We start from the raw sequence: 21,630 nt of genomic DNA on the forward strand, positions 1-21,630 counted from the left end.
AACTTAGACACATTTAATCACAAAGTAGACTAGACAGTCTAGTTTTTCCAAAATAGACTAGACAGTCTAGTTTAACGATTTTGTTACTTATGATTAACCAGGGAATGCGTATCAGGATGAGTATTTTCAGAGCCAACGCCAGTAAAAAGGTATTAACAAGTCTCTTGCTTGTTAGCTTTCTCTGCGCATGCGAAGCAGAAGTGACTGCTCATGCAACACAGCCGGAGTTGCAAGCAGTAACGACCATGACGTTAACCCCTTCAACTTCCTATCTGCATACCCAGGAGTTCACGGGTACGATTAGAGCAGGTAACACCACCGGGATTGGGTTCGAGCTTTCAGGAAAAATCAGACAACTTGCCGTCGATAGCGGCGATCAGGTAAAAGAGGGGCAGTTGTTAGCCCGACTGGATACCCGCTTATTGGAGGCTGAGAAGCAGGAGCTGGATGCAAGTTTGTCACAAAATAGTGCCGATCTTAAGTTGGCCACCAACACACTGAATCGGAGTCTGAAATTAAAGCAGCAAGGTTACACATCAGAGCAGCAACTCGATGAACTCAAGGGGCAGCTGGCCAGTTTGCTTGCGGCCCAAAAAAGACTCAAGGCATCCATTCATGCCAATACACTGAGAATCGAAAAATCTTCACTGCTTGCGCCATTTAGCGGTGTGATAAGCAAAAGGAATAACAACTTAGGTGAAGTGATCGCACTGGGTACTCCGGTATTCACCCTCATCCAAAATAACAATCCACAAGCATTTGTCGGTGTCCCGATTAAAGTCGCTCAAAGCCTGAAGGCTACGCAAGATATCTCGCTCAGGGTTGCAGATACCCACTACACAGCACAAATTGCCGGGATTGGCGCCGAAGTCAACCCTATTACACGCACAGTGCCATTAAGGCTAATGTTACCTCAAGATGCGACAGTCATTAATGGCGAGCTGACCTACCTGGCCTATGAAAATGAGATTGAACAAGCAGGTTATTGGGTACCAATCTCATCGCTGACCGATGGGATCAGGGGGCTGTGGAACCTATATGTCATCACTGCCACTGAAGCGGCGGAAGAGTCGGAGACTCTTAGTATTGAACGCAGAGATGTTGAAATTGTCTATACAAAAAATGATCTGGCATACATTCGAGGGGCGGTGAACAGTGGTGATGAGTTTATCAGTCAGGGACTGCATAAACTCGTCGTGGGGCAAAAAGTTAAGCGCAATACTACTGTGGCATCGAGGTAGACAATGATAAAGGCATTTGTAGAGAACGGACGTCTTGCAAGCTTAGTAATCGCACTACTCATTGTCGCCGGTTTTGGTGCAATTTCCAGCCTGCCGAGAATGGAAGATCCGGATATTACCAATCGCTTCTCATCGGTGATCACTCACTATCCGGGCGCGTCGGCCGAACGCGTTGAAGCCCTGGTGACCGAGGTATTGGAAAACCAACTCAGACGCCTCGAAGAGCTCAAGCTGGTGCAATCTACCTCACGCCCCGGAATATCAGTGATACAACTCGAGTTAAAAGACAGTGTCATAGATACCGATCCCGTTTGGTCAAGAGCGAGAGATCTCGTTGCCGACTCAAAACCTTTGCTACCACAACAGGCTCAAAATGCCATATTGGACGACCAGATCGGTTATGCCAGCACTGCAATCCTGGGGCTTGTATGGAAAGGTGGCGGTGAAGCTCGTACCGATATGCTCAACCGCTACGCTAAAGAGCTGCAGAGCAGGTTAAGACTGCTTAGCGGCACTAATTTCGTCAAGCTCTATGGCGCTCCAACCGAAGAAATCTTAGTCCAGTTAGATGGGGACAAAGTTAACCGCCTGAGGCTATCACCGGCCGCAGTTGCCCAAATTCTCGGCAATGCCGACACTAAAGTCTCTGCGGGCGAGATCAATAACAATAACTTCAGAGCACTCATTGAAGTCTCCGGCGAATTAGACTCGGTATCCCGGGTGCGTCAAGTCCCGCTAAAAATAGATGAGCAGGGACAGATCATCCGCTTAGGGGATATCGCCACAATCTCAAGGCAAGCCAAATCTCCGGCAAGCTCCATAGCGCTAATCGAACAAGAGCAAGGGGTGATGGTCGCGGCCCGCATGCTCAACAATACCAGGGTCGACCTCTGGTTAGCCAAGGTCAGAAATGAAGTTGAGGCACTACAAGCCAGTATTCCCGCAAACATCGAAATTCAATGGCTGTTCGATCAAGAAAGTTATACAAGCGAGCGTCTGAGTGATCTGGTTGGAAGCCTTCTCTTAGGTTTTATCATAATATTAATCGTCTTGATGCTGACCCTTGGGCTACGTAATGCGGTCATCGTCTCCCTTTCTCTGCCGCTCACGGCACTCTTCACCCTTGCCTGCATGAAATATATCGGTCTGCCCATTCATCAAATGTCGGTCACGGGTCTGGTGGTAGCGCTCGGTATCATGGTCGATAATGCGATTGTTATCGTCGATGCCATTTCACAGCGCAGACAACAGGGGATGACAAGGCTAGATGCGGTAAGTAAGACGCTGCATCACCTGTGGTTACCCTTAGCAGGCTCCACCATCACCACCATGCTCGCCTTCGCACCTATCGTATTGATGCCGGGGGCAGCAGGTGAGTTCGTCGGTGGCATAGCTATCTCAGTGATGTTCGCCTTAGTGGGGTCATATCTTATTTCACACACCTTAATTGCCGGTCTTGCCGGGCGCTTTGGTGTCGAAGGTGAACAGCAAAAATGGTATCAGGCGGGTATTCAACTCCCCTTGGTCAGCAAGCTATTTAAATTCAGCTTAAGAACCGCATTGAAACGTCCGCTGTTATCCGGTCTCTTTATCGGTATCTTCCCCATCTTAGGGTTTATCGCTGCGGGTCAGATGACAGAGCAGTTCTTTCCGCCATCTGATCGAGATATGTTCCAGATTGAAGTTTACCTCTCTCCCCATGCGAGTATAGAGAGCACCCGAAGTCGCGTAGAAGAGATAGATAAACAACTACGTACAACGCCAGGTGTAGACCGTATAGATTGGGTCGTAGGTGGTAATACCCCCTCTTTTTATTACAACCTGTTACAGCGACAGCAAGGAGCCGGTAACTATGCCCAGGCCATGGTTAAGGTTACCGACTTCGATACTGCAAACCGTTTAATTCCACAGCTTCAGAAAAGTCTGGATCTCGATTTCCCCGAGGCACAGATATTGGTGAGGAAGTTAGAACAGGGTCCCCCTTTCAACGCCCCCGTAGAGTTAAGAGTATTTGGCCCGAATTTAGACCAACTCAGACTCATCGGAGATGAAGTCAGACGCATATTATCCAATACCGCTGACGTTATTCATACGCGAGCCACCTTAAGTGCCGGCGCGCCTAAGGTGTGGTTTCAAATAAATGAAGATGCCAGCTTAATGAGTGGACTCAATTTGACTGAGATAGCCAATCAGATCCAGATGGCCACCACAGGCATTAAAGGGGGAAGTATACTGGAGCAGACAGAATCTCTGTCAGTCAGGGTTCGACTACATGACACCACACGGGAGCAGCAAACTAAACTGTCGGAAATCAATCTCGTCTCGCCTTCGGGCTCTGAGATCCCCCTTTCAGCCCTGTCCACCAACCGAATCGAAGTCAGCCGCGGCGCAATCCCCCGCAGAGATGGTCACAGAGTCAATACCATAGAAGCGTACTTAGTCAGCGGAGTCCTGCCACAACAGGTGCTCGACGATGCCAAAGTTAACATAGATAAACTGGTGCTTCCTGCCGGCTATCATATTGAGGTGGGTGGCGAGAGTGCGAAACGAAATGAAGCCGTGGGCAACCTGCTTTCAAATGTCGTATTAGTCGTGACCTTACTGCTGGCAACCGTAGTGCTCTCCTTTAACTCTTTTAGGTTAACGGCCATCATTCTCTTCAGTGCCTTGCAATCGGCAGGCCTTGGGCTGCTGGCGGTATATACCTTTGGCTATCCATTTGGTTTCACCGTGATCATCGGCCTGCTCGGACTTATGGGTCTGGCCATCAATGCGGCGATCGTTATTCTGGCTGAACTCGAAGAGCTGCCCGATGCGAGATCAGGCAAGATAGAATCGATTGTCAGCGTCGTCTCCGGCTGTGGCAGACATATAGGTTCCACGACCATTACCACGATTGGTGGTTTTCTACCCCTTATCATTGCCGGTGGCGGTTTTTGGCCGCCCTTTGCCATCGCTATTGCGGGCGGGACACTACTGACGACATTGCTCTCGCTGGTTTGGGTGCCGACTATGTATCAACTCATTATGAAACCGGCAAAGAAACAGCAGTTAACACCTTCTCAGTTGGGCAAAGAAGCTAAGATAGAGGTCTAACTTTACACCTGTGATGAAGCTCGATCGGGGGCTTCATCACTCACATTCTTGTATTCATGATTCTGTGCATATAGCTCTGTGCATATGTTCTGTGCAGATAGTATTGTATCTCATAGTGCTGTACGTACGTTCCAGTTACCTTATCCCCCTCTAAACTCTTCTCACATACTTGCAAAAAATCTTATGAAAAAAGTGTATTTTGCCCTAATTAATGTCGCTTTTAGACCTATATCAAATCATTGATAGTTAATGTGATTTACATTATCGCTTAACATAATAAAAAGCGGACCAAAAAAATGAATTATAAAAACTGGCCAATTTCACAACAGATAGGCACATTAGCCCTGATATTAACCGTACTCGTATTCGGAATAACGGGGAGTATCTCTTACTTTACCGCAGCCGATGTTCTCGAAGAGAAAGCCGTAACCGCCATGCAGGCACAGATGCATGGAACATCCGATCTGATTGAGGTGCAATACGGTAGCTTATTGACCCTTGCCCGTCGCAGCGCCGATGTCTTGCGCGCCATGTACCCCGGCCAGTTCAGAAAACCCAACAAAACAGTCAAAGTCTTAGGCAAGATAACACCCGCTCTCGCCCATGAGAAAGAGCAGATCAACGCCTCGAAGAGTAAAGTAGATCGTTTCTCCAATCTGACCGGTGGTACGGCAACCGTATTTGTCCGCGATGGCGACGATTTCCTGCGGATCTCGACATCACTCAAAAAAGCCAATGGCAAACGCGCACTGGGCACTTATCTGGGCAAAAGTCATCCGGGGTACACGGCGTTAATGAGTGGTCAAAACTATGAGGGCTATGCCAAGTTGTTTGGCAAAGACTACATGACAGTATATCGACCAATTACCGATGTTCAGGGAGAAATTATCGGTATCCTCTATATTGGCTTCGATATCACAGAGTCCCTGACTCAACTCCAGCAGGCGATGAATAAACTTAAGATCGAAGAGTCGGGTTATTTCATGATCATGCGAAAGAGTAACCAATCAGTCGTCGCCCACCCCAGCGTCAATTCGGGAGAGAAGATGACTCCTCAGATGCTCGGAGGCCTGACAATTGAACAAGCATTAACCAACAATGGTTCCTGGGAATACATCAACGATAACAACGAGCCTATGTACGCCTATAGCGTCAATATTCCCGGCTGGGATTGGGCATTGGTTGGCTTCGCTAAGGTCAGCGAGCTTAATGAAGAGAGTCTGAAGCTACTCAGCATCAATGTCGCAGTGTCCGCCGTAGGGATTTTCTTAATCACCCTAATGCTATTCCTTGTGCTAATGAAAAGCCTTCGCCCGCTGAAAAAGCTTCAACAGCAGCTGGACCTGCTTGGTAGAGGCGACCTTTCACAAAGCTTCAACAGAGCAAGTAATGACAGCAAGAATGAAGTCGACATGATAACCATCAGTACCTCTCAGATGGCCGATAGTTTAAGACAATTGATAATGGCGCTGCAGCAGTCCGTGAGCACCTTGGAGACCCAAGCTTCTGAAGCCCAGCAAACTGCAAGGCTTAACGGCGAGGAAGCGCAGTCATTGATGGCGCAGACTGACCAGATCGCTACGGCAATCGAAGAGATGTCTACCTCCATTCGTGATGTAGCCAGCCATGCCAGTGAAGGTGCAAACAAGAGCCAGCAGGTTGATACCGCTTCACGTCAAGGCCATAACCAATTGACTCAAGTGGTTAATGGCTTAGCAGAGCTCAGTCACCAACTTAATAACAGTCATGTCAGCGTCGAGAACGTGACCAAAGAGAGTGAAGCTATCAGTCAGGTCACCGAAGTGATCAATGGAATCGCCGAGCAGACAAACCTGCTTGCCCTCAACGCCGCGATCGAAGCCGCACGAGCGGGTGAACAGGGCCGTGGGTTTGCCGTGGTCGCCGATGAGGTCAGAACGCTGGCACAGAGAACGCAAACATCAATTCATGAGATTGGCCTGACCATCACTCAACTCCAGTCCCAGGTCAAGACGACGGCAGAACAGATGGGACAGAGCCATCAATTGGGTATGGCATCGGCCACTCAAGGGGAAGAAGCCGGCATTCAACTGAACCAGATCACCGAGAGTATCGGTGAGTTGGCTATCTCATCGAGCAGTATTGCCAGTGCAACTGAGCAGCAAAGCGCCGTAGCCGATGAGATAACCCGTAATCTGCACCTGATAACAGAGCTGGCACGGGAAGGTGAGCAGAGAGCCGGTGAAAACGTCGATGCTGCCCAGGGCTTGTCAGATCTGGCTATAGAGATAAAGCAGAAGATTAGTGTATTTAAAGCTTAAATAGAAAATTTCTATTGAGAGAGCCTGAGTGCGTGAAGCATCTGGGCTCTCAAGCTTTTAAACTTTCAAACTTCCCCCCTCCTCTCAAGCATGAAAAGCATGGATTCTGAAACGAGTTCGCAATGACAGCTCAAACCTCATATCTCGCACCTCGCACCTCGCACCTCGCACCTCGCACCTCGCACCTCGCACCTCGCACCTCGCACCTCGCACATTGAAGCTAGATCCTGAAACAAGCAACAAGCTTCGCGGCTAAAGCCGCTCCTAGCATTGACGACAACTGGACGACCCAATGAGTAGGACCGGCTTCAGCCGGGAACAGCAAATAATCCCGCACTTCAATACTCCCCGATGCCAATGCTGCTAATATCGACCTATGATTAGCTGACTTTTATCGGAATCACATGCAAGTTGAAAATCTTCCAGGGCTTGGGCCTAAGTCTGCAAAGTGGCTCAATGAGATTAATATTTTCACAAGGGAGGATTTAATCACATCGGCTCCAGTCACGATTATGGTCAGATTGGAGCGTGCAGGTATAACGCCCGGACTAAACATGCTCTACGCGCTTGTGGGGGCGATTGAGGGCATTCACTGGCAAGAGGTCGCACGAACGCGCAAGGCCGAGCTTGTATTGGCGCTCGATGCAGCCCGCGAGCTTGAGAAGCTAGAATGACGTCATGTAGGACCGGCTTCAGCCGGGAATGATGAATGTTCGATGAGATAATCCATAAAGCTATGGTTTTTTAGATGTAACAGGTAATAGCTTCGCGACTAAAGCAGCTTCTACACTATAGAAGTACAAAATAGAGGCACAAAAAAGCCCCGCCAGGTTAATACATTGCGGGGCTATTCAGTAAAAACTAACTCACACTTTCATTAGTTTACTTATCTGCTTCTCTGTCCATGTTTTCAGTATTTTCAAGCCATAACGCATTGATAATACCGAAAGAACAAGCCAGCAAAATACCTAAAATCCAAGCAAAATACCACATGATGTTGGCTCCTAATCAGTAAAGTGATGTCTTGTTATTCTCGATGAAGTTACGAGACAGACGACCAAACATCTTCAAATAAGTGTACACAGTGTAGCTAAGTACAATTGGTACGAAGATGATTGCAGCCCAGGTCATAACAGTCAACGACATTTCACTTGCAGTCGAATCCCACATAGTCAAACTCACGTTTGGCTCCAGTGAGGATGGCATAACAAATGGGAACATCGCCGCGCCACAAGTTAAGATAACAGCAGCAATCCCCAGTGAACTGAACAAGAAGGCAAAACCACTGCGGTTCAGACGGCTCGACAGCAGCACTAAGAGTGGCATAGCCAGTCCAAGTACAGGGAACAACATAGTAACTGGGTACTTGTCGTAATTAGCCAACCATGCACCTGCCTCGATGGCAACGGTCTTAAGCGTTGGATCTGAGATACCATAGGTATCTATCGTTGATGTGATCACATAACCGTCGATACCATTGACTAACCAGACACCTGCAGCGCCAAACAAAACAAATAGCAGCACAGATAACAACTGAGACACCTTAGCAGCACGAACACGTAGCTCGCCTTCTGTCTTCATCTGTAACCAGGTCGCACCTTGTAACATAAACATGCTGACACACACCAGGCCTGCTAATAGACCAAACGGGTTCAGCAGCCCGAAGAAACCACCGTGGTAAGTTGCACGCAGGTATTCATCGAAGTTAAACGGCACACCTTGCAGCAAGTTACCAAACGCAACACCAATGATCAGCGGAGGAACAAAGCCACCAACAAACAGCGCCCAATCCCAAGACTTACGCCATCTTGGATCTTCAATTTTTGAACGGTAATCGAAGCCAACAGGACGAAGGAATAACGCAAACAAGGTCAGCATCATAGCGACGTAGAACCCTGAAAACGAAACACCATAGACCATAGGCCAAGCAGCGAACAGCGCGCCACCGGCTGTGATTAACCAAACCTGGTTACCATCCCAATGGGGAGCAATCGAGTTGATCATGATACGGCGTTCGGTGTCATCTTTACCTATGATAGGCAAAAGTGCTCCAACTCCCATATCGAAACCATCAGTTACAGCAAACCCGATGAATAGCACACCAATCAGTGCCCACCAGATCAATCTTAACATTTCATAATCAAACATAATCAGATCTCCCGCTTAGGCATCAAGCTTTTCAAAGTGATATCGGCCAGTCTTAAGACAACTTGGACCCTGGCGAGCAAACTTAATCATCAAGTAAGCTTCAATCACGAGTAACACTGTGTAGAACAAGGTGATAGAGATAATACTGAACCACAAATCACCCACAGATAAGCTAGATGCAGACATAAAGGTCGGCAGGACTTCTGAAATAGTCCATGGCTGACGACCATATTCGGCGACAAACCAACCACATTCGATAGCAATCCACGGAAGAGGTAAGCTAAATAACGCCGCTTTCAATACCCATGGTTTCTCATCAATTTGATGACGAGTGCTCTGCCAGAATGCTGCGGCGAATACTAATAGCATCACCATACCGGCACCAACCATGACTCTGAATGTCCAGAACATAGGCGCTACACTCGGGATAGAATCTTTTGCTGCTGCAACAATCTGCTCTTCAGTCGCATCGACAACCTTATCGGTATAACGCTTCAGCAACAGACCGTAACCTAAATCGACTTTCGCTTCATCGAACGCTGCACGTAATTCAGGAGTTTCATTACCCGCACGCAATTCAGTCAACATAGCGTAAGCTTTCATACCATTACGAATACGAACTTCATGCTCTTCGATAAGGTCATGAATACCTGTCACCTGCTCATCGAGAGAGCGAGTCGCAATAATACCCATAGCGTATGGGATTTTAATGGCGAAATCGGTTTCCATCGTCTCTTGATTCGGGAAGCCTACGGCTGTAAAGGCTGCAGGAGCTGGTTCTGTGTGCCATTCAGCTTCAATTGCAGCTAATTTAACACGTTGAGCCTCACCCACTTTGTAGCCTGATTCATCCCCAAGGACGATAACAGAAAGAATCGATGCCATACCAAAACTTGCGGCAATCGCGAACGAGCGACGTGCAAATGGAAGATCGCGTTTCTTAATAATATAATATGAGCTGATCGCAAGTACGAACATGGCTCCGGCAACATAACCCGATGCTACTGTATGAACGAACTTCACCTGAGCAACTGGGTTAAATAGCACTTCACCGAAACTGGTCATCTCCATGCGCATGGTTTCATAGTTGAATACGCTGCCGACCGGGTTTTGCATCCAGCCGTTAGCAACCAAGATCCACAATGCAGACATGTTAGAACCCAGTGCGACTAACCAGGTAACCGCCAGATGCTGACGCTTACTGAATCTGTCCCAACCGAAGAAGAACATACCAACTAAGGTAGATTCCAGGAAGAAGGCCATCAAACCTTCAATGGCTAGCGGTGCGCCAAAGATATCCCCAACATAATGAGAATAATATGACCAGTTAGTACCGAACTGGAACTCCATGGCAAGACCAGTGGCCACACCCAGAGCAAAGTTAATACCGAATAACTTACCCCAGAACTTGGTCATATCTTTATAGATCTGTTTATCCGTCATCACATAAAGTGACTCCATGATAGCCAGCAAGAAAGCTAAACCCAAAGTTAAGGGAACAAACAAGAAGTGATACATAGCAGTCAACGCAAACTGAAAGCGCGACAGCTCAACAACCTCTTCTAAAATCATTAGTGACTCCTTAGGTGGTGCATCCATTTATCATAATGAGATCCCCATCGATTATGATAAATGCCTATTTAGGAATTTTGTTTTAGTTACATTTATACGCAATCAAGCAACATAAATGGCTAAACATCATTTTTTTGTTAATTCGCCGAGTTATTGAGCAAACATTCCAAACTCGGCACGATTTCACGACGAACTTCACACTATTTATTTTATTTGTGACATCAATACAGATAAGATATCTAAAAAGTGAGCTAAATATTATTTTTCAAAAACTTAACTCAAATACATGCTCTTTCCCGCCCCTATTTTATACCATTCAAAATTGATTCAAATCAATCAAACACTCTGTCCAAAGCGGTTTTTGTGGTTAAGGACACAGTTACACCCAACCCGAGATTGACAACCACAAAGCGACATGGTAGGGGCGTATGTTTCATCAAGTTTTCACCTCTTTTAACCCAACTCAAGCACATTCAGCAAAAAAACCAAAAAACACAACAAAACATCAATGAACAGATTATTTAATCTGACTCGTAACATTTTAAGATCATTTGCAGCCTAACGCTAAATTACTGTTTCAAATAAGATTAACCTAAAGACGCAACCGAACGCAATAAAATACAGATAATTATAGATTAGTTTTTGTAATCCATTAATGAAATTTTTCTCGTTTGATAAGAAATCAATTACAACTTAATATACGTCCTGTGTTGAGGAGGCAGCTTGTTAACCCGGTGAAGTAGCCCGGAAAAGCCTAACTCCGCTCACATCATCTAATTACTGTGTGGAGATACCAATATGAAAAACTTATTCGATCGTCTAGTTTGCAACTACCAGCGTGTTTTTGTTGAACTTTATACTGCAAGAGAGCTATAAACCGTTTTTTTGCGACCCAATTGATTTTAAAGTTTTGTTAGCGCAAAACGGCCACTTAGCTCTTAGAGCTAGGTGGCTTTTTCATTTCAGGGATCCCTCCCTCTTCATTACCGGCAAATAAACCACTGATGATGAGCACCTTTCCCTCTTAATAACTTCTGCGAACTCACCATTTATCCTTATTGAACTCCCCATTTATACTTATTGCTCCTAATAGTGCGCCGAACGACTCATTTTCCCAACTTTAGAACCCCATTGTTTTCTAATGCTGTTATAAGCTTCTATTTATTATTACTTTTTTTCACCGTAAAAAAACCAAAAAAAAAGAGCATCGAAATTTACGATGCTCTTTTTAATGATTCTGGCTTTAGTAAACGTTAAATTAGTCTAACTTAACTCTTACTTTCTGTAACATTACGCTACATGACCAATATTCCCTCAGAAAGCTTGAATGAAGGTATCTTGCCCTTTAACGTATTAGCCTATGGCAACACGAACGTTTCTGAACATTCTCATCCAAGGGCTATTTTCGCCCCACTCATCCGGATGCCATGAGTTAGCCACGGTTCTGAATACACGCTCAGGATGTGGCATCATAATCGTCACCCGTCCATCGGTTGAGCTTAATGCGGTAATAGCATTAGGCGAGCCGTTTGGATTTTGTGGGTACTGTGTAGCAATCTGGCCGTTACCATCGACATAACGCAATGCAACTGTGCCAGAGGCTTCAGCAGCGGCTAACGCCTCTGGCGATGCAAATTCGGCACGTCCTTCACCATGTGAAACGGCGATAGGCATACGTGAACCTGCCATGCCTTCAAAGAACAAAGATGGGCTCTTCTGAACTTCAACCAAGCTAAAACGAGCTTCAAACCGCTCTGAGCGATTGCGCACGAAATGTGGCCAATGCTCTGTACCCGGTATGATCTGTTTAAGATTAGATAACATCTGGCAGCCATTACACACACCCAGAGAGAAGCTGTCACTTCGTTCGAAGAAACCACTGAATTGCTCACGAGCACGCTGGTTGAACAAAATAGATTTAGCCCAACCTTCACCAGCCCCCAATACGTCACCGTAAGAGAAGCCACCACAAGCTACCAGCCCCTGGAACTCTTTCAGGCTAATACGACCGCTCAAGATGTCACTCATGTGAACATCACGGGACTCAAAACCAGCTCGGTCAAACGCCGCTGCCATCTCAATATGTGAATTAACCCCTTGCTCACGTAAGATAGCCATCTTAGGTGCAGCACCTTTGAGGATATAAGGCGCAGCAACGTCTTCACTCGGGTCGAAACTCAAATTAACGGTCAGACCCTGATCGGCCGTGTCCTGTTTAAGTTTAAACTCTTCCAGTGCACACTCAGGGTTGTCACGCAGTGTTTGCATCTGATGAGTGGTTTCAGCCCAGATAGTACGCAGTGAAGTGCGAGACTCACTCAATACTTCACGCTCTCCGTCACAAATAGTGATCACATCGGCGGGTGTAAGCTCTGCGACCTTATGACACGGTACTCCGACAGCTGCAAACTGACTAATGATTGCATCGACGTTTTCGCGGCTAACCTGGATCACAGCGCCAAGCTCTTCGTTAAACAAACGCTCGACATCGTTACCATTCAATGCGCCGATATCGACATTCAGCCCGGTATGACCCGCAAATGCCATCTCTACCAATGTGGTATAAAGGCCGCCGTCACTTCTATCGTGATAAGCAATAATGGACTGGTCAGCAACCAATGGCTGGATGACTTCGAAGAAACCTTTCAGCGTGGAAGCCTTATCAAGATCTGGCGCTATATCACCCAGCTCACTATAAACCTGTGCTAAGCAAGAGCCGCCCAGACGATTTTGGCCAAGGCCTAAGTCAATCAGTAGCAGATCTGTCTCACCCTTATCGCTGCGAAGCTCCGGAGTCACGGTATTTCGAATGTCTTGAACCACACCGAATGCGGTGATAACCAGAGACATAGGAGAGGTCACGGTCTTTTGCTCACCGTTATCTTCCCACGCCGTCTTCATCGACATCGAATCTTTACCCACAGGGATCGTCAATGACAACTCGGGGCACAGCTCTTCACCTATGGCTTTTACTGCTTCATAAAGACCGGCATCTTCACCAGGGTGACCCGCAGGGGACATCCAGTTAGCGGACAACTTAATACGCTTGAACGAACCTATGTCTGTTCCGGCTATGTTCATAATAGACTCGGCAACCGCCATACGCGCCGAGGCACCAAAGTCTAATAGTGCAAGCGGAGTACGCTCACCCATGGACATGGCTTCACCTGTGTATGAATCATAACTGGATGCAGTAACCGCACAATCGGCAACTGGCACCTGCCATGGGCCGACCATCTGGTCACGATTAACCAGACCCGTTACCGATCTGTCACCGATAGTGATAAGGAATGTCTTCTCGGCGACCGTCGGTAGACGCAAGATACGATGCGCCGCTTCGCGCACTTCGATGACACTTTGGTCAAGCGCGGCCGAATCAGCCTTTGCGCTTACGACATCGCGGCTCATCTTAGGTGCTTTACCTAGCAAGACCTCCAGAGGGAGATCGATTGGATGATTTTCGAAGTGCTCATCGGAAAGGATCAATTCTTTCTCTTCAGTTGCAACACCGACAACTGCAAATGGCGCACGTTCACGTTCACAGATAGCTGTAAATGTTGCTAAGTTTTCAGGCGCAACTGACATCACATATCGTTCCTGTGATTCGTTACACCAGATCTCCAGTGGGCTCATGCCTGGCTCATCTGACGGCACATGTCTTAATTCAAACTTACCACCGCGTTCGCCATCATTAACCAACTCAGGTAAGGCATTTGATAGTCCACCAGCACCGACATCGTGAATAAACTGGATTGGATTTTCATCACCCATCTGCCAGCAACGGTCGATCACCTCCTGACAGCGACGTTCCATCTCTGGGTTTTCACGCTGGACAGAGGCAAAGTCTAAGTCTTCACTGGACTGGCCCGATGCCATCGATGAAGCGGCGCCGCCGCCCAGACCGATATTCATCGCTGGTCCACCCAGTACGATTAGCTTAGCGCCAACGGTGATCTCACCCTTCTGCACATGCTCTTCGCGGATGTTGCCTAACCCGCCGGCAAGCATGATAGGTTTATGGTAACCACGAACCTCGGTGCCATTGTGACTGCAGACTTCCTGCTCGTAGGTACGGAAATATCCAACCAGCGCAGGACGGCCAAACTCGTTGTTAAACGCAGCGCCGCCCAATGGACCTTCAGTCATAATATCTAATGCTGTAACGATACGGTCAGGTTTGCCGTAATCGGCTTCCCAAGGCTGTACAAACCCAGGGATCTTAAGGTTTGAAACACTAAACCCAGTTAAGCCCGCTTTTGGCTTAGAGCCACGACCGGTAGCACCTTCATCACGAATTTCTCCACCGGAACCAGTTGCTGCACCCGGGTATGGGCTGATAGCGGTAGGATGGTTGTGAGTCTCAACCTTCATCAAGATATGCATGGGTTCGCTGTGATAGTCGTAGACGCCATCTTGCTTGGGGAAGAAACGACCCGCGGTTGAGCCTGTCATTACCGCGGCGTTATCTTTATAGGCCGACAATACGTTTTCAGGTGTGGTTTCAAAGGTGTTCTTAATCATCTTGAACAATGATTTTGGCTGTACCTCACCATCGATTGTCCAATCGGCATTGAAAATTTTGTGACGACAATGCTCTGAGTTCGCCTGAGCAAACATCATCAACTCGACATCGTTGGGGTTACGCCCTAAACGAACAAAGTTTTCGACCAGATAATCAATCTCATCGGGCGCGAGTGCGAGACCGAGTTCAGTATTGGCCAACTCCAGTGCCCGGCGACCTTCACCTAAAATATTAACGCTTTTTACTTCGGCAGGTTCGGTGCGGGCAAACAACACCTCAGCCTTATCGAAACTGGTCAAAATTACTTCGACCATACGGTCATGCACCAGTGAATTTAACGTCTTTTGTTGCTCGCTGTTAAGTGCTGCAGATTCAACATAATAAGCAACACCACGCTCTAAACGTTTTACCTTGTCCAGGCCACAGTTGTGTGCAATATCGGTAGCCTTGGATGACCAAGGTGAGATAGTGCCCGGGCGTGGGGTAACAAAATGAAGTGAACCTTGTGGTGCGTGCGCTTCGATAGCGGGACCATAAGTCAGGAGTTTCTCGAGTTGTTGGGTCTCACTTTCATCTAACGACTCAGACAAATCGACTAAATGAATATACTCAGCATAGATTCCACTTACTGGGAGCGCTGCATGATCGCAAGCTTCCATTAATTTTTGAACTCTAAACGCTGATAAAGCAGGGGCTCCGCGGATGATCTCCATCACGTCATTTCACCTTATATATTTATATTATAATTGCAGGGTCAGATCTGGCGCCATTATAGGGAAATGTGAGTGACAAATCATCCGTAGTCGCTGTCGAAAACAGTGTTTCCTGTTAATTAAAAAAGGTCTCGCTAAAAATTTTAGGCTTAATACCAACAAACCAATAAAATCGACCATAATTAGTAAAGAATATTTCACAAGATATCGGCCTAAATCACTCAAATGCCGCCAAAAATGGAGTTTTTATTCACTTGGCACTGATTATGATATAATCGCTGGCTTGCTCGATAAAAATCACTGAATAAATAAACAGGTCCTTAAAATTCACCATGAAAAAACTTTTGTTTGTCTTACTCACTATGACCTTACTGGCGTCCTGCCAGAAAGTGAGTGTGGAGCAAACAAAGGTGATGCCAGAACCCATAAAGAAAACCACTCTGAATGTCGGCACTCTCTATGGCGCACAGATATTTGTCACCACTGGGCAAGGTGAGGCCGGGTTCGACTATGAGATGGCAAGTCGATTTGCAAAATATCTTAAATTAGAACTTAAGATGAAACCTTACTCCAATATCAGTGAGCTTTATAAAGCACTAGAGAGTGGCGAAGTAGACCTGCTTGCAGCAGGATTGGCCGATACCCCGTCTCGCCGGGAGAAATTCCGCTTAGGCCCACCTCTGTATCGGGTTAATCAGGTCCTGGTCTATAAGCAAGGTACGCCGATACCTAAAGATGTCTCGACGCTGGAAGATAATATTACCGTTATTACCGACTCCTCTTTTGTTGAAACCCTATCTCAGCTGCAAAAACTCTATCCTGAACTGGTATGGGAGCAGGAGAAAGAGAAGGACAGCGAAGAGCTAATGGCCATGATTGCCAGAGGGGAGATCACCTATACAATAGCTGATTCGAGCACCTTTGAGATCAACAGGCGCTATATGCCTGAGCTAAGGGCCGGCCCCATACTTAAAGAGAAGCAGGCAATAGTCTGGCTATTGCCACCGAAAAACAGTGACCAACTCATGAGTGATCTGCTCACATTCTGGCACTATGAAAAACGCTCGGGAACCCTGGCGCACCTCAATGAAAAATATTTCGCCCATGTAAAACGCTTCGATTATGTCGATACCCGTGCATTTCTCAGGGCTATCGATAACAAGCTACCGAAATATAAAGAAAGTTTTCAACATTATGCCGATGGTATCGACTGGCGAAAACTAGCCGCCACCGCTTATCAGGAGTCTCACTGGAATCCAAATGCCCGCTCCCCTACCGGGGTTAGAGGCTTGATGATGCTAACGCTCCCGACAGCAAAACAGGTTGGTATACAGAATCGACTCGACCCGATACAAAGTATCAAGGGTGGGGCCAAGTATCTCAATGATATACTGAACCGGTTACCCGACTCTATCCCTGATAACCAGCGGATGTGGTTTGCCTTAGCCTCCTATAATATCGGCTATGGACATGTCGAAGACGCACGTAAGCTGGCGCAATCTATGGGGCTGAATCCCAGCGCCTGGAGGGATCTGAAAGAGGTCCTCCCCCTGCTTCACAAACGTAAATACTATCAACGCACCCGGTACGGCTATGCCAGAGGTAATGAGGCCGTTCACTATGTCGACAGTATCAGGCGCTACTATGATACGTTAGTCTGGGTAGACAACCAGAACCAACTCCTGCTAGATGAAAAAGCATCAACTGAAGAATCTCAGCTCGCTGAGAAGATGGGAGGCGAGCAAGAGAATATCTCGGGTGCCCAGCCCCAATAGGCTCCCCACGTAACAATCATTAATTGACGAGGCTGGTAATTGAGACTGTGCTCAATAAATTAATAAAACTGACACTATCTGAGGCTACTATAATATGTAAGCTTGAGTAACTGAGGCCACGAAACAGATTGATAACGGAACGGAAAAACGATAAGCCTCATAGCTCAAATCAAGCCACGAACAATAAATAACAATAACTAACAAGGATGATTGTCATGAAAAGAAAACTGATGAACAAGGTGTCATCGAGACGCAGAACACAACTGAAATCAAAACATCTTCGTACGATGAACCGACAGAAGCAGTTTTTCGTGTTTATTCAACCATCTAACTAAGCCCAATGCTTAAAAGCAAACCTGCTGTAAAGCTTGGAGGGCTGTAAGCCCCTCAAGCATAAAGCCGTGGATTCTAAACAAGTTCAGAATGACGGCTAAAAGGGACTAGCTAGTCGGGTCATTGTTATCGTTTTTCAATGCCTCTAGCCGCTTCAACTCCCTCTTCTGCTCTTTCTTCTCCTTGCGGCGCCGACGGAAAAACTGACTCAGCTGCTCACTACATTCTTGCTCGAGTACACCATTGTTCACTTCCAGTTGATGGTTAAACCTCGGGTGCCTGACTAGATCGACAACAGAACCTGCTGCCCCGGTTTTTTCATCTTTAGCACCAAAAACCAATCGGGAGACTCGTGAATGCACCATGGCCCCCGCACACATAGCACAGGGCTCAAGCGTCACATAGAGGGTGGTATCGAGTAGGCGATAATTCTCAACTAACTTGCCTGCCTCACGCAAGCATTGCATTTCCGCATGAGCACTGGGATCGTGCTGACCAATACAATCATTAGAGCCAACCGCTACCACCTTATCGTCCTTTACCAGAACGGCGCCCACAGGCACCTCTCCCCTCGCTTCGGCCTCGTCAGCCTGCTGCATAGCGAGTGTCATAAAATGGATATCTCTATCAAGTTGAGTCAAGCTTTACTCTCCAAAAAAACCTTATCTTTTATTATACCAATGATACCTGCTCAATCGAACGATTAAATCCTAACTATACTGATAAGAGAATTTCGCTAAAGGCAGTCAGATGCTCACTCGTTACAGCAAACAATTTTTGATACTCGCCTTCTCTGCAATACTGACCTTGATTATTATCCGAAATACTGCCTTAGTTGATGCTCTTGTCAGTATCGAGTCGAGCATGGAGGCCGTTAGGGTAATCATCTGCTTATGCTTGCTGTTTTTAATTGAATCGACCAATGATCAGCGACAGATCTACACACCCCTTTTACTGGGCATCAGTGCGCTTTACCTGGGTAATCTGCTCAATTTGTTGGATGATTTTTATGATTTAGACCAACCACAGCTCGCCCTTATTGAAGATCTGTTTGAAACCGCCGGGTTAATCAGCGTCTTAGTCGGAGTCACATTGTGGGCTCAGCACCATCGAAACCAGATCAAACATCTTTTAAAACTATCAAGAGTCGACCCTTTAACCGGCCTACTCAATAGACGAGCAGCCATAGCCACAATTATGGAGTATGTTAAGGAATACACTATAGACTCAGGTAATGGCAATCATAAGTCATCCGGCGAAACAGAAAAGTCGGTACACTGCGTAATGATACTGGACTTAGACCACTTTAAGGGGGTGAATGACACCTTAGGTCATGATGCAGGGGACAAGTTACTCTGTGACATCTCGAGTCTTTTGCAGCAACAGAGTCAAAATGATTGCATCATTGCGCGCTGGGGAGGAGAGGAGTTTCTGGTCTATCACAGAGCCAATTCGAAGGAGGAGTGTTTAGATCTCGCACTATCTCTCAAGTATAAAATCTGTCATCACCCTTTTAGTTATGATACCACCCCAATCAAGGTTACCGTCAGCATCGGTGTAAGCACCTACTCTGCAGAGGAATTCTCTCTATTCGAAGCGATCAAACATGCCGATACAGCCTTATATCAGGCAAAGGCTGCGGGCAGAGATTACGTGCAGATGGCTCAATAAAAAGGGCTCTCTGCGCCCCTCTTAGCTTAGCTTTACTGCTTTTCAGACCTGCAGGTAACACTTTACTTAAATGAATATTTCGCTGACTGTTCACCCTGCAGACAATCTATAACGCCATTAACCAATTGACACTATCGATGCGTGATCCAAAGAACTTGGCACCTTCGACCGTGTGATGACCATAATCATAGAAAAGTTTATGATAGCTATCAGTAATGGCATAGCAGACCTCTTTAGGTCTATCACACACATAATCCATGCGGTCCAGTACCAACACCTGATCATATTTCAGTGCCATAGTATTTATTTCTGTGTTTATCTGCTTTCTATATTGGCTGGGATCCCGTTCTAAAAATTGTTCGAAATGTTTTTGATTGATCTTATGGATATCACCGGAGGAGATATTTTCGGCACCGTCATTCTTTAGTAACAGGTTAAATAAGAAATCCGCATAGGTTCTCTGTCCAAACTCCTCAAACTCATAGATATTCTTCACTAAGGCAGTTCTCTTTCCGTCTGAGATAGCGCGCTCAATCACCTGACCAAATACATCAAGATCCATAGGCTTATACTGAGATACAAACATGACCACATCGGCCAGGCGGTAATTTGGCGACTCAAAGAGGTTATCGTCTATGTTTGAGATCTCGGCGCCAAAGCGGGCAACCTGAAACTGACTCATCGTCATCTCGCTACTGGTCAGCACATTAAACATATCTTTAGAGTGTGAGTTCCCAACTAGAAGTAAGCGAATCCTTTTGTCAGATTCATCAAACCATAAGGTACGATCATATCTATTTTGCTCCACGCCATAATTCTCATCACCACTTAGCTCCCTCAAGTAACGCCAGCTATCGGCACCTAACTCCCGGTTATCGGGCTGATAGCCACCTATCATCGACCGGGCATAGATATCACGAGATTTAAATCCATCACTTAAGTTTAAAATGCCGGCCGTAGAGATAAAAGCCATAGTAACCACCGCCGATGAGGTAAAAATAAACTGGCGGCTATAAACTGATTTATTACGAAATGGCTTCTCGACAAATCGCCAGCTCAGGTAAGCCAGTAAACCTATACCCATACACAAACTTATCATCAACTCCGCTGAAGGTTCAGTAAAACTTGTGTACTTTACGAATGCAAAGATTGGCTGATGCCAGAGATAGGCACTGTAGCTTATCAGCCCTATACCAACGAACAGCTTAAGACTGAGCATACGATTAACCAGAGTGCCCTGCTGTGCAAACAGTATGATAAGCAAGGTTCCCACGGTAGGCACCAGGGCAAAAACACCAGGAAAAGGAACCGTTTCGTCAAAAGCAAAGATTGAAAATCCGATGAGACTCAGCCCTGCCAAACTTAATAGATTATTGAGCCATACATTAGTCAATACCGGGACTTGTCGATTAAAGTAAAATGCCGCAAACACACCAATTAATAACTCCCATCCTCTGGTTGGCAGCAGGTAGAATGCGGCCGTAGGAGAGTGATACGCTCCCCACTGTCCCATGCCTAAACTCACCAAAAATATCAATACCAGTGTCGCTAATACCCAAGCTTTCCCCATACGCCAGGTGAACATAAGAAACAGGGGAAAGAAGATGTAATATTGCTCTTCAACCGCGAGACTCCAGGTATGTAACAGGGGTTTTAATTCGGCGGCAGTATCAAAGTAGTCACTCTCCAGCCAAAATAGAATATTCGATGAGAAGGTAGATACGGCCAGTAAACTTTGAATGAAGTCTTTCATATCGACCGGCATCAGGTAGAACCAGGCGAAAGGGAAGCAGGCTGCCATCACGAAGAAGAGCACAGGTAATATTCTTCTTGCTCTGCGTTCATAGAAGTTAACTATGCTGAACCTTCCATCCTCCAACTCAGCAAGTATGATGCTAGTGATCAGATAACCACTGATCACGAAAAACACATCAACACCGACAAAGCCGCCACTGAAGCTATGAAAGCCTGCGTGAAACAGAATAACTGGGACAACAGCTAAGGCTCGTAAGCCATCGATTTCCGGACGATATTTCACTATTCTGCTCCCCAAGTCTATTAATGTGTAGCTATTTTACTTCTTATAGATGCGCCTTAAATTAAATTGTTTGAATGATACTTATTTGACTAAATAGCAAACGAAATTGGTTTAATTATAAGAGAGGTTTTAGGGCTTAGCGAATCGGCGTCAGATAAAAATAGTTAACAGAGTTGGGCTTAACAGGAGAGGAGCAGGTGAGCTCTACACAAGTAAAAACA

General features: G+C 46.4%; 12 protein-coding genes. 6 read left to right on the top strand and 6 right to left on the bottom strand.

What is annotated here, in order from left to right; genetic code table 11:
• The first annotated feature begins 116 nt into the window (after positions 1-116).
• The 4 genes from EKG39_RS09555 (at position 117) to EKG39_RS09570 (ending at position 7,311) form a co-directional block, all read left to right on the top strand.
• Positions 117-1,241, top strand: coding sequence for an efflux RND transporter periplasmic adaptor subunit (locus EKG39_RS09555; RefSeq protein WP_126505518.1), 1,125 nt, complete (start codon positions 117-119; stop codon positions 1,239-1,241).
• Positions 1,242-1,244: 3 nt separating this feature from the next.
• Entirely contained in the window at positions 1,245-4,337 is a 3,093-nt protein-coding gene (locus EKG39_RS09560; RefSeq protein ID WP_126505519.1) for an efflux RND transporter permease subunit, read from the top strand.
• A gap of 296 nt (positions 4,338-4,633) precedes the next feature.
• Entirely contained in the window at positions 4,634-6,637 is a 2,004-nt protein-coding gene (locus EKG39_RS09565) for a methyl-accepting chemotaxis protein (protein WP_126505520.1), read from the top strand.
• Between the two features lie 404 nt (positions 6,638-7,041).
• The gene (locus EKG39_RS09570; RefSeq protein WP_126505521.1) at positions 7,042-7,311 is read left to right on the top strand and encodes a TfoX/Sxy family DNA transformation protein; all 270 of its coding nucleotides are present in this window, start codon (positions 7,042-7,044) and stop codon (positions 7,309-7,311) included.
• Positions 7,312-7,519: 208 nt separating this feature from the next.
• On the opposite strand, the gene cydX is transcribed toward EKG39_RS09570, so the two are convergent.
• The 4 genes from cydX to purL form a co-directional block, all read right to left on the bottom strand.
• On the bottom strand, positions 7,520-7,630 hold the full coding sequence (cydX, locus tag EKG39_RS09575) for a cytochrome bd-I oxidase subunit CydX (RefSeq protein ID WP_126505522.1): 111 nt from the start codon (positions 7,628-7,630) through the stop codon (positions 7,520-7,522).
• Positions 7,631-7,645: 15 nt separating this feature from the next.
• Complete coding sequence (gene cydB, locus EKG39_RS09580; protein ID WP_126505523.1) at positions 7,646-8,785, bottom strand: cytochrome d ubiquinol oxidase subunit II; 1,140 nt, start codon at positions 8,783-8,785, stop codon at positions 7,646-7,648.
• A gap of 15 nt (positions 8,786-8,800) precedes the next feature.
• Positions 8,801-10,357, bottom strand: coding sequence for a cytochrome ubiquinol oxidase subunit I (locus EKG39_RS09585; RefSeq protein ID WP_126505524.1), 1,557 nt, complete (start codon positions 10,355-10,357; stop codon positions 8,801-8,803).
• A gap of 1,353 nt (positions 10,358-11,710) precedes the next feature.
• Entirely contained in the window at positions 11,711-15,592 is a 3,882-nt protein-coding gene (gene purL, locus EKG39_RS09590) for a phosphoribosylformylglycinamidine synthase (protein WP_126505827.1), read from the bottom strand.
• Positions 15,593-15,900: 308 nt separating this feature from the next.
• Between purL and mltF the strand changes: the two genes are divergently transcribed.
• Positions 15,901-17,367 (top strand): membrane-bound lytic murein transglycosylase MltF, encoded by a 1,467-nt coding sequence (mltF, locus tag EKG39_RS09595; RefSeq protein WP_342775524.1) that lies wholly within the window; start codon positions 15,901-15,903, stop codon positions 17,365-17,367.
• Positions 17,368-17,807: 440 nt separating this feature from the next.
• Here mltF and tadA read toward each other — a convergent pair whose 3' ends face one another.
• Positions 17,808-18,341, bottom strand: coding sequence for a tRNA adenosine(34) deaminase TadA (gene tadA / locus EKG39_RS09600; RefSeq protein WP_126505526.1), 534 nt, complete (start codon positions 18,339-18,341; stop codon positions 17,808-17,810).
• 109 nt (positions 18,342-18,450) lie between these two features.
• Here tadA and EKG39_RS09605 point away from each other — a divergent pair, with 109 nt between their 5' ends.
• Complete coding sequence (locus EKG39_RS09605) at positions 18,451-19,371, top strand: GGDEF domain-containing protein (RefSeq protein WP_126505527.1); 921 nt, start codon at positions 18,451-18,453, stop codon at positions 19,369-19,371.
• Positions 19,372-19,477: 106 nt separating this feature from the next.
• On the opposite strand, the gene EKG39_RS09610 is transcribed toward EKG39_RS09605, so the two are convergent.
• Complete coding sequence (locus EKG39_RS09610) at positions 19,478-21,409, bottom strand: acyltransferase family protein (RefSeq protein WP_126505528.1); 1,932 nt, start codon at positions 21,407-21,409, stop codon at positions 19,478-19,480.
• Between the last annotated feature and the right edge of the window lie 221 nt (positions 21,410-21,630).

Source organism: Shewanella atlantica, assembly GCF_003966265.1.
Classification (GTDB): domain Bacteria; phylum Pseudomonadota; class Gammaproteobacteria; order Enterobacterales; family Shewanellaceae; genus Shewanella; species Shewanella atlantica.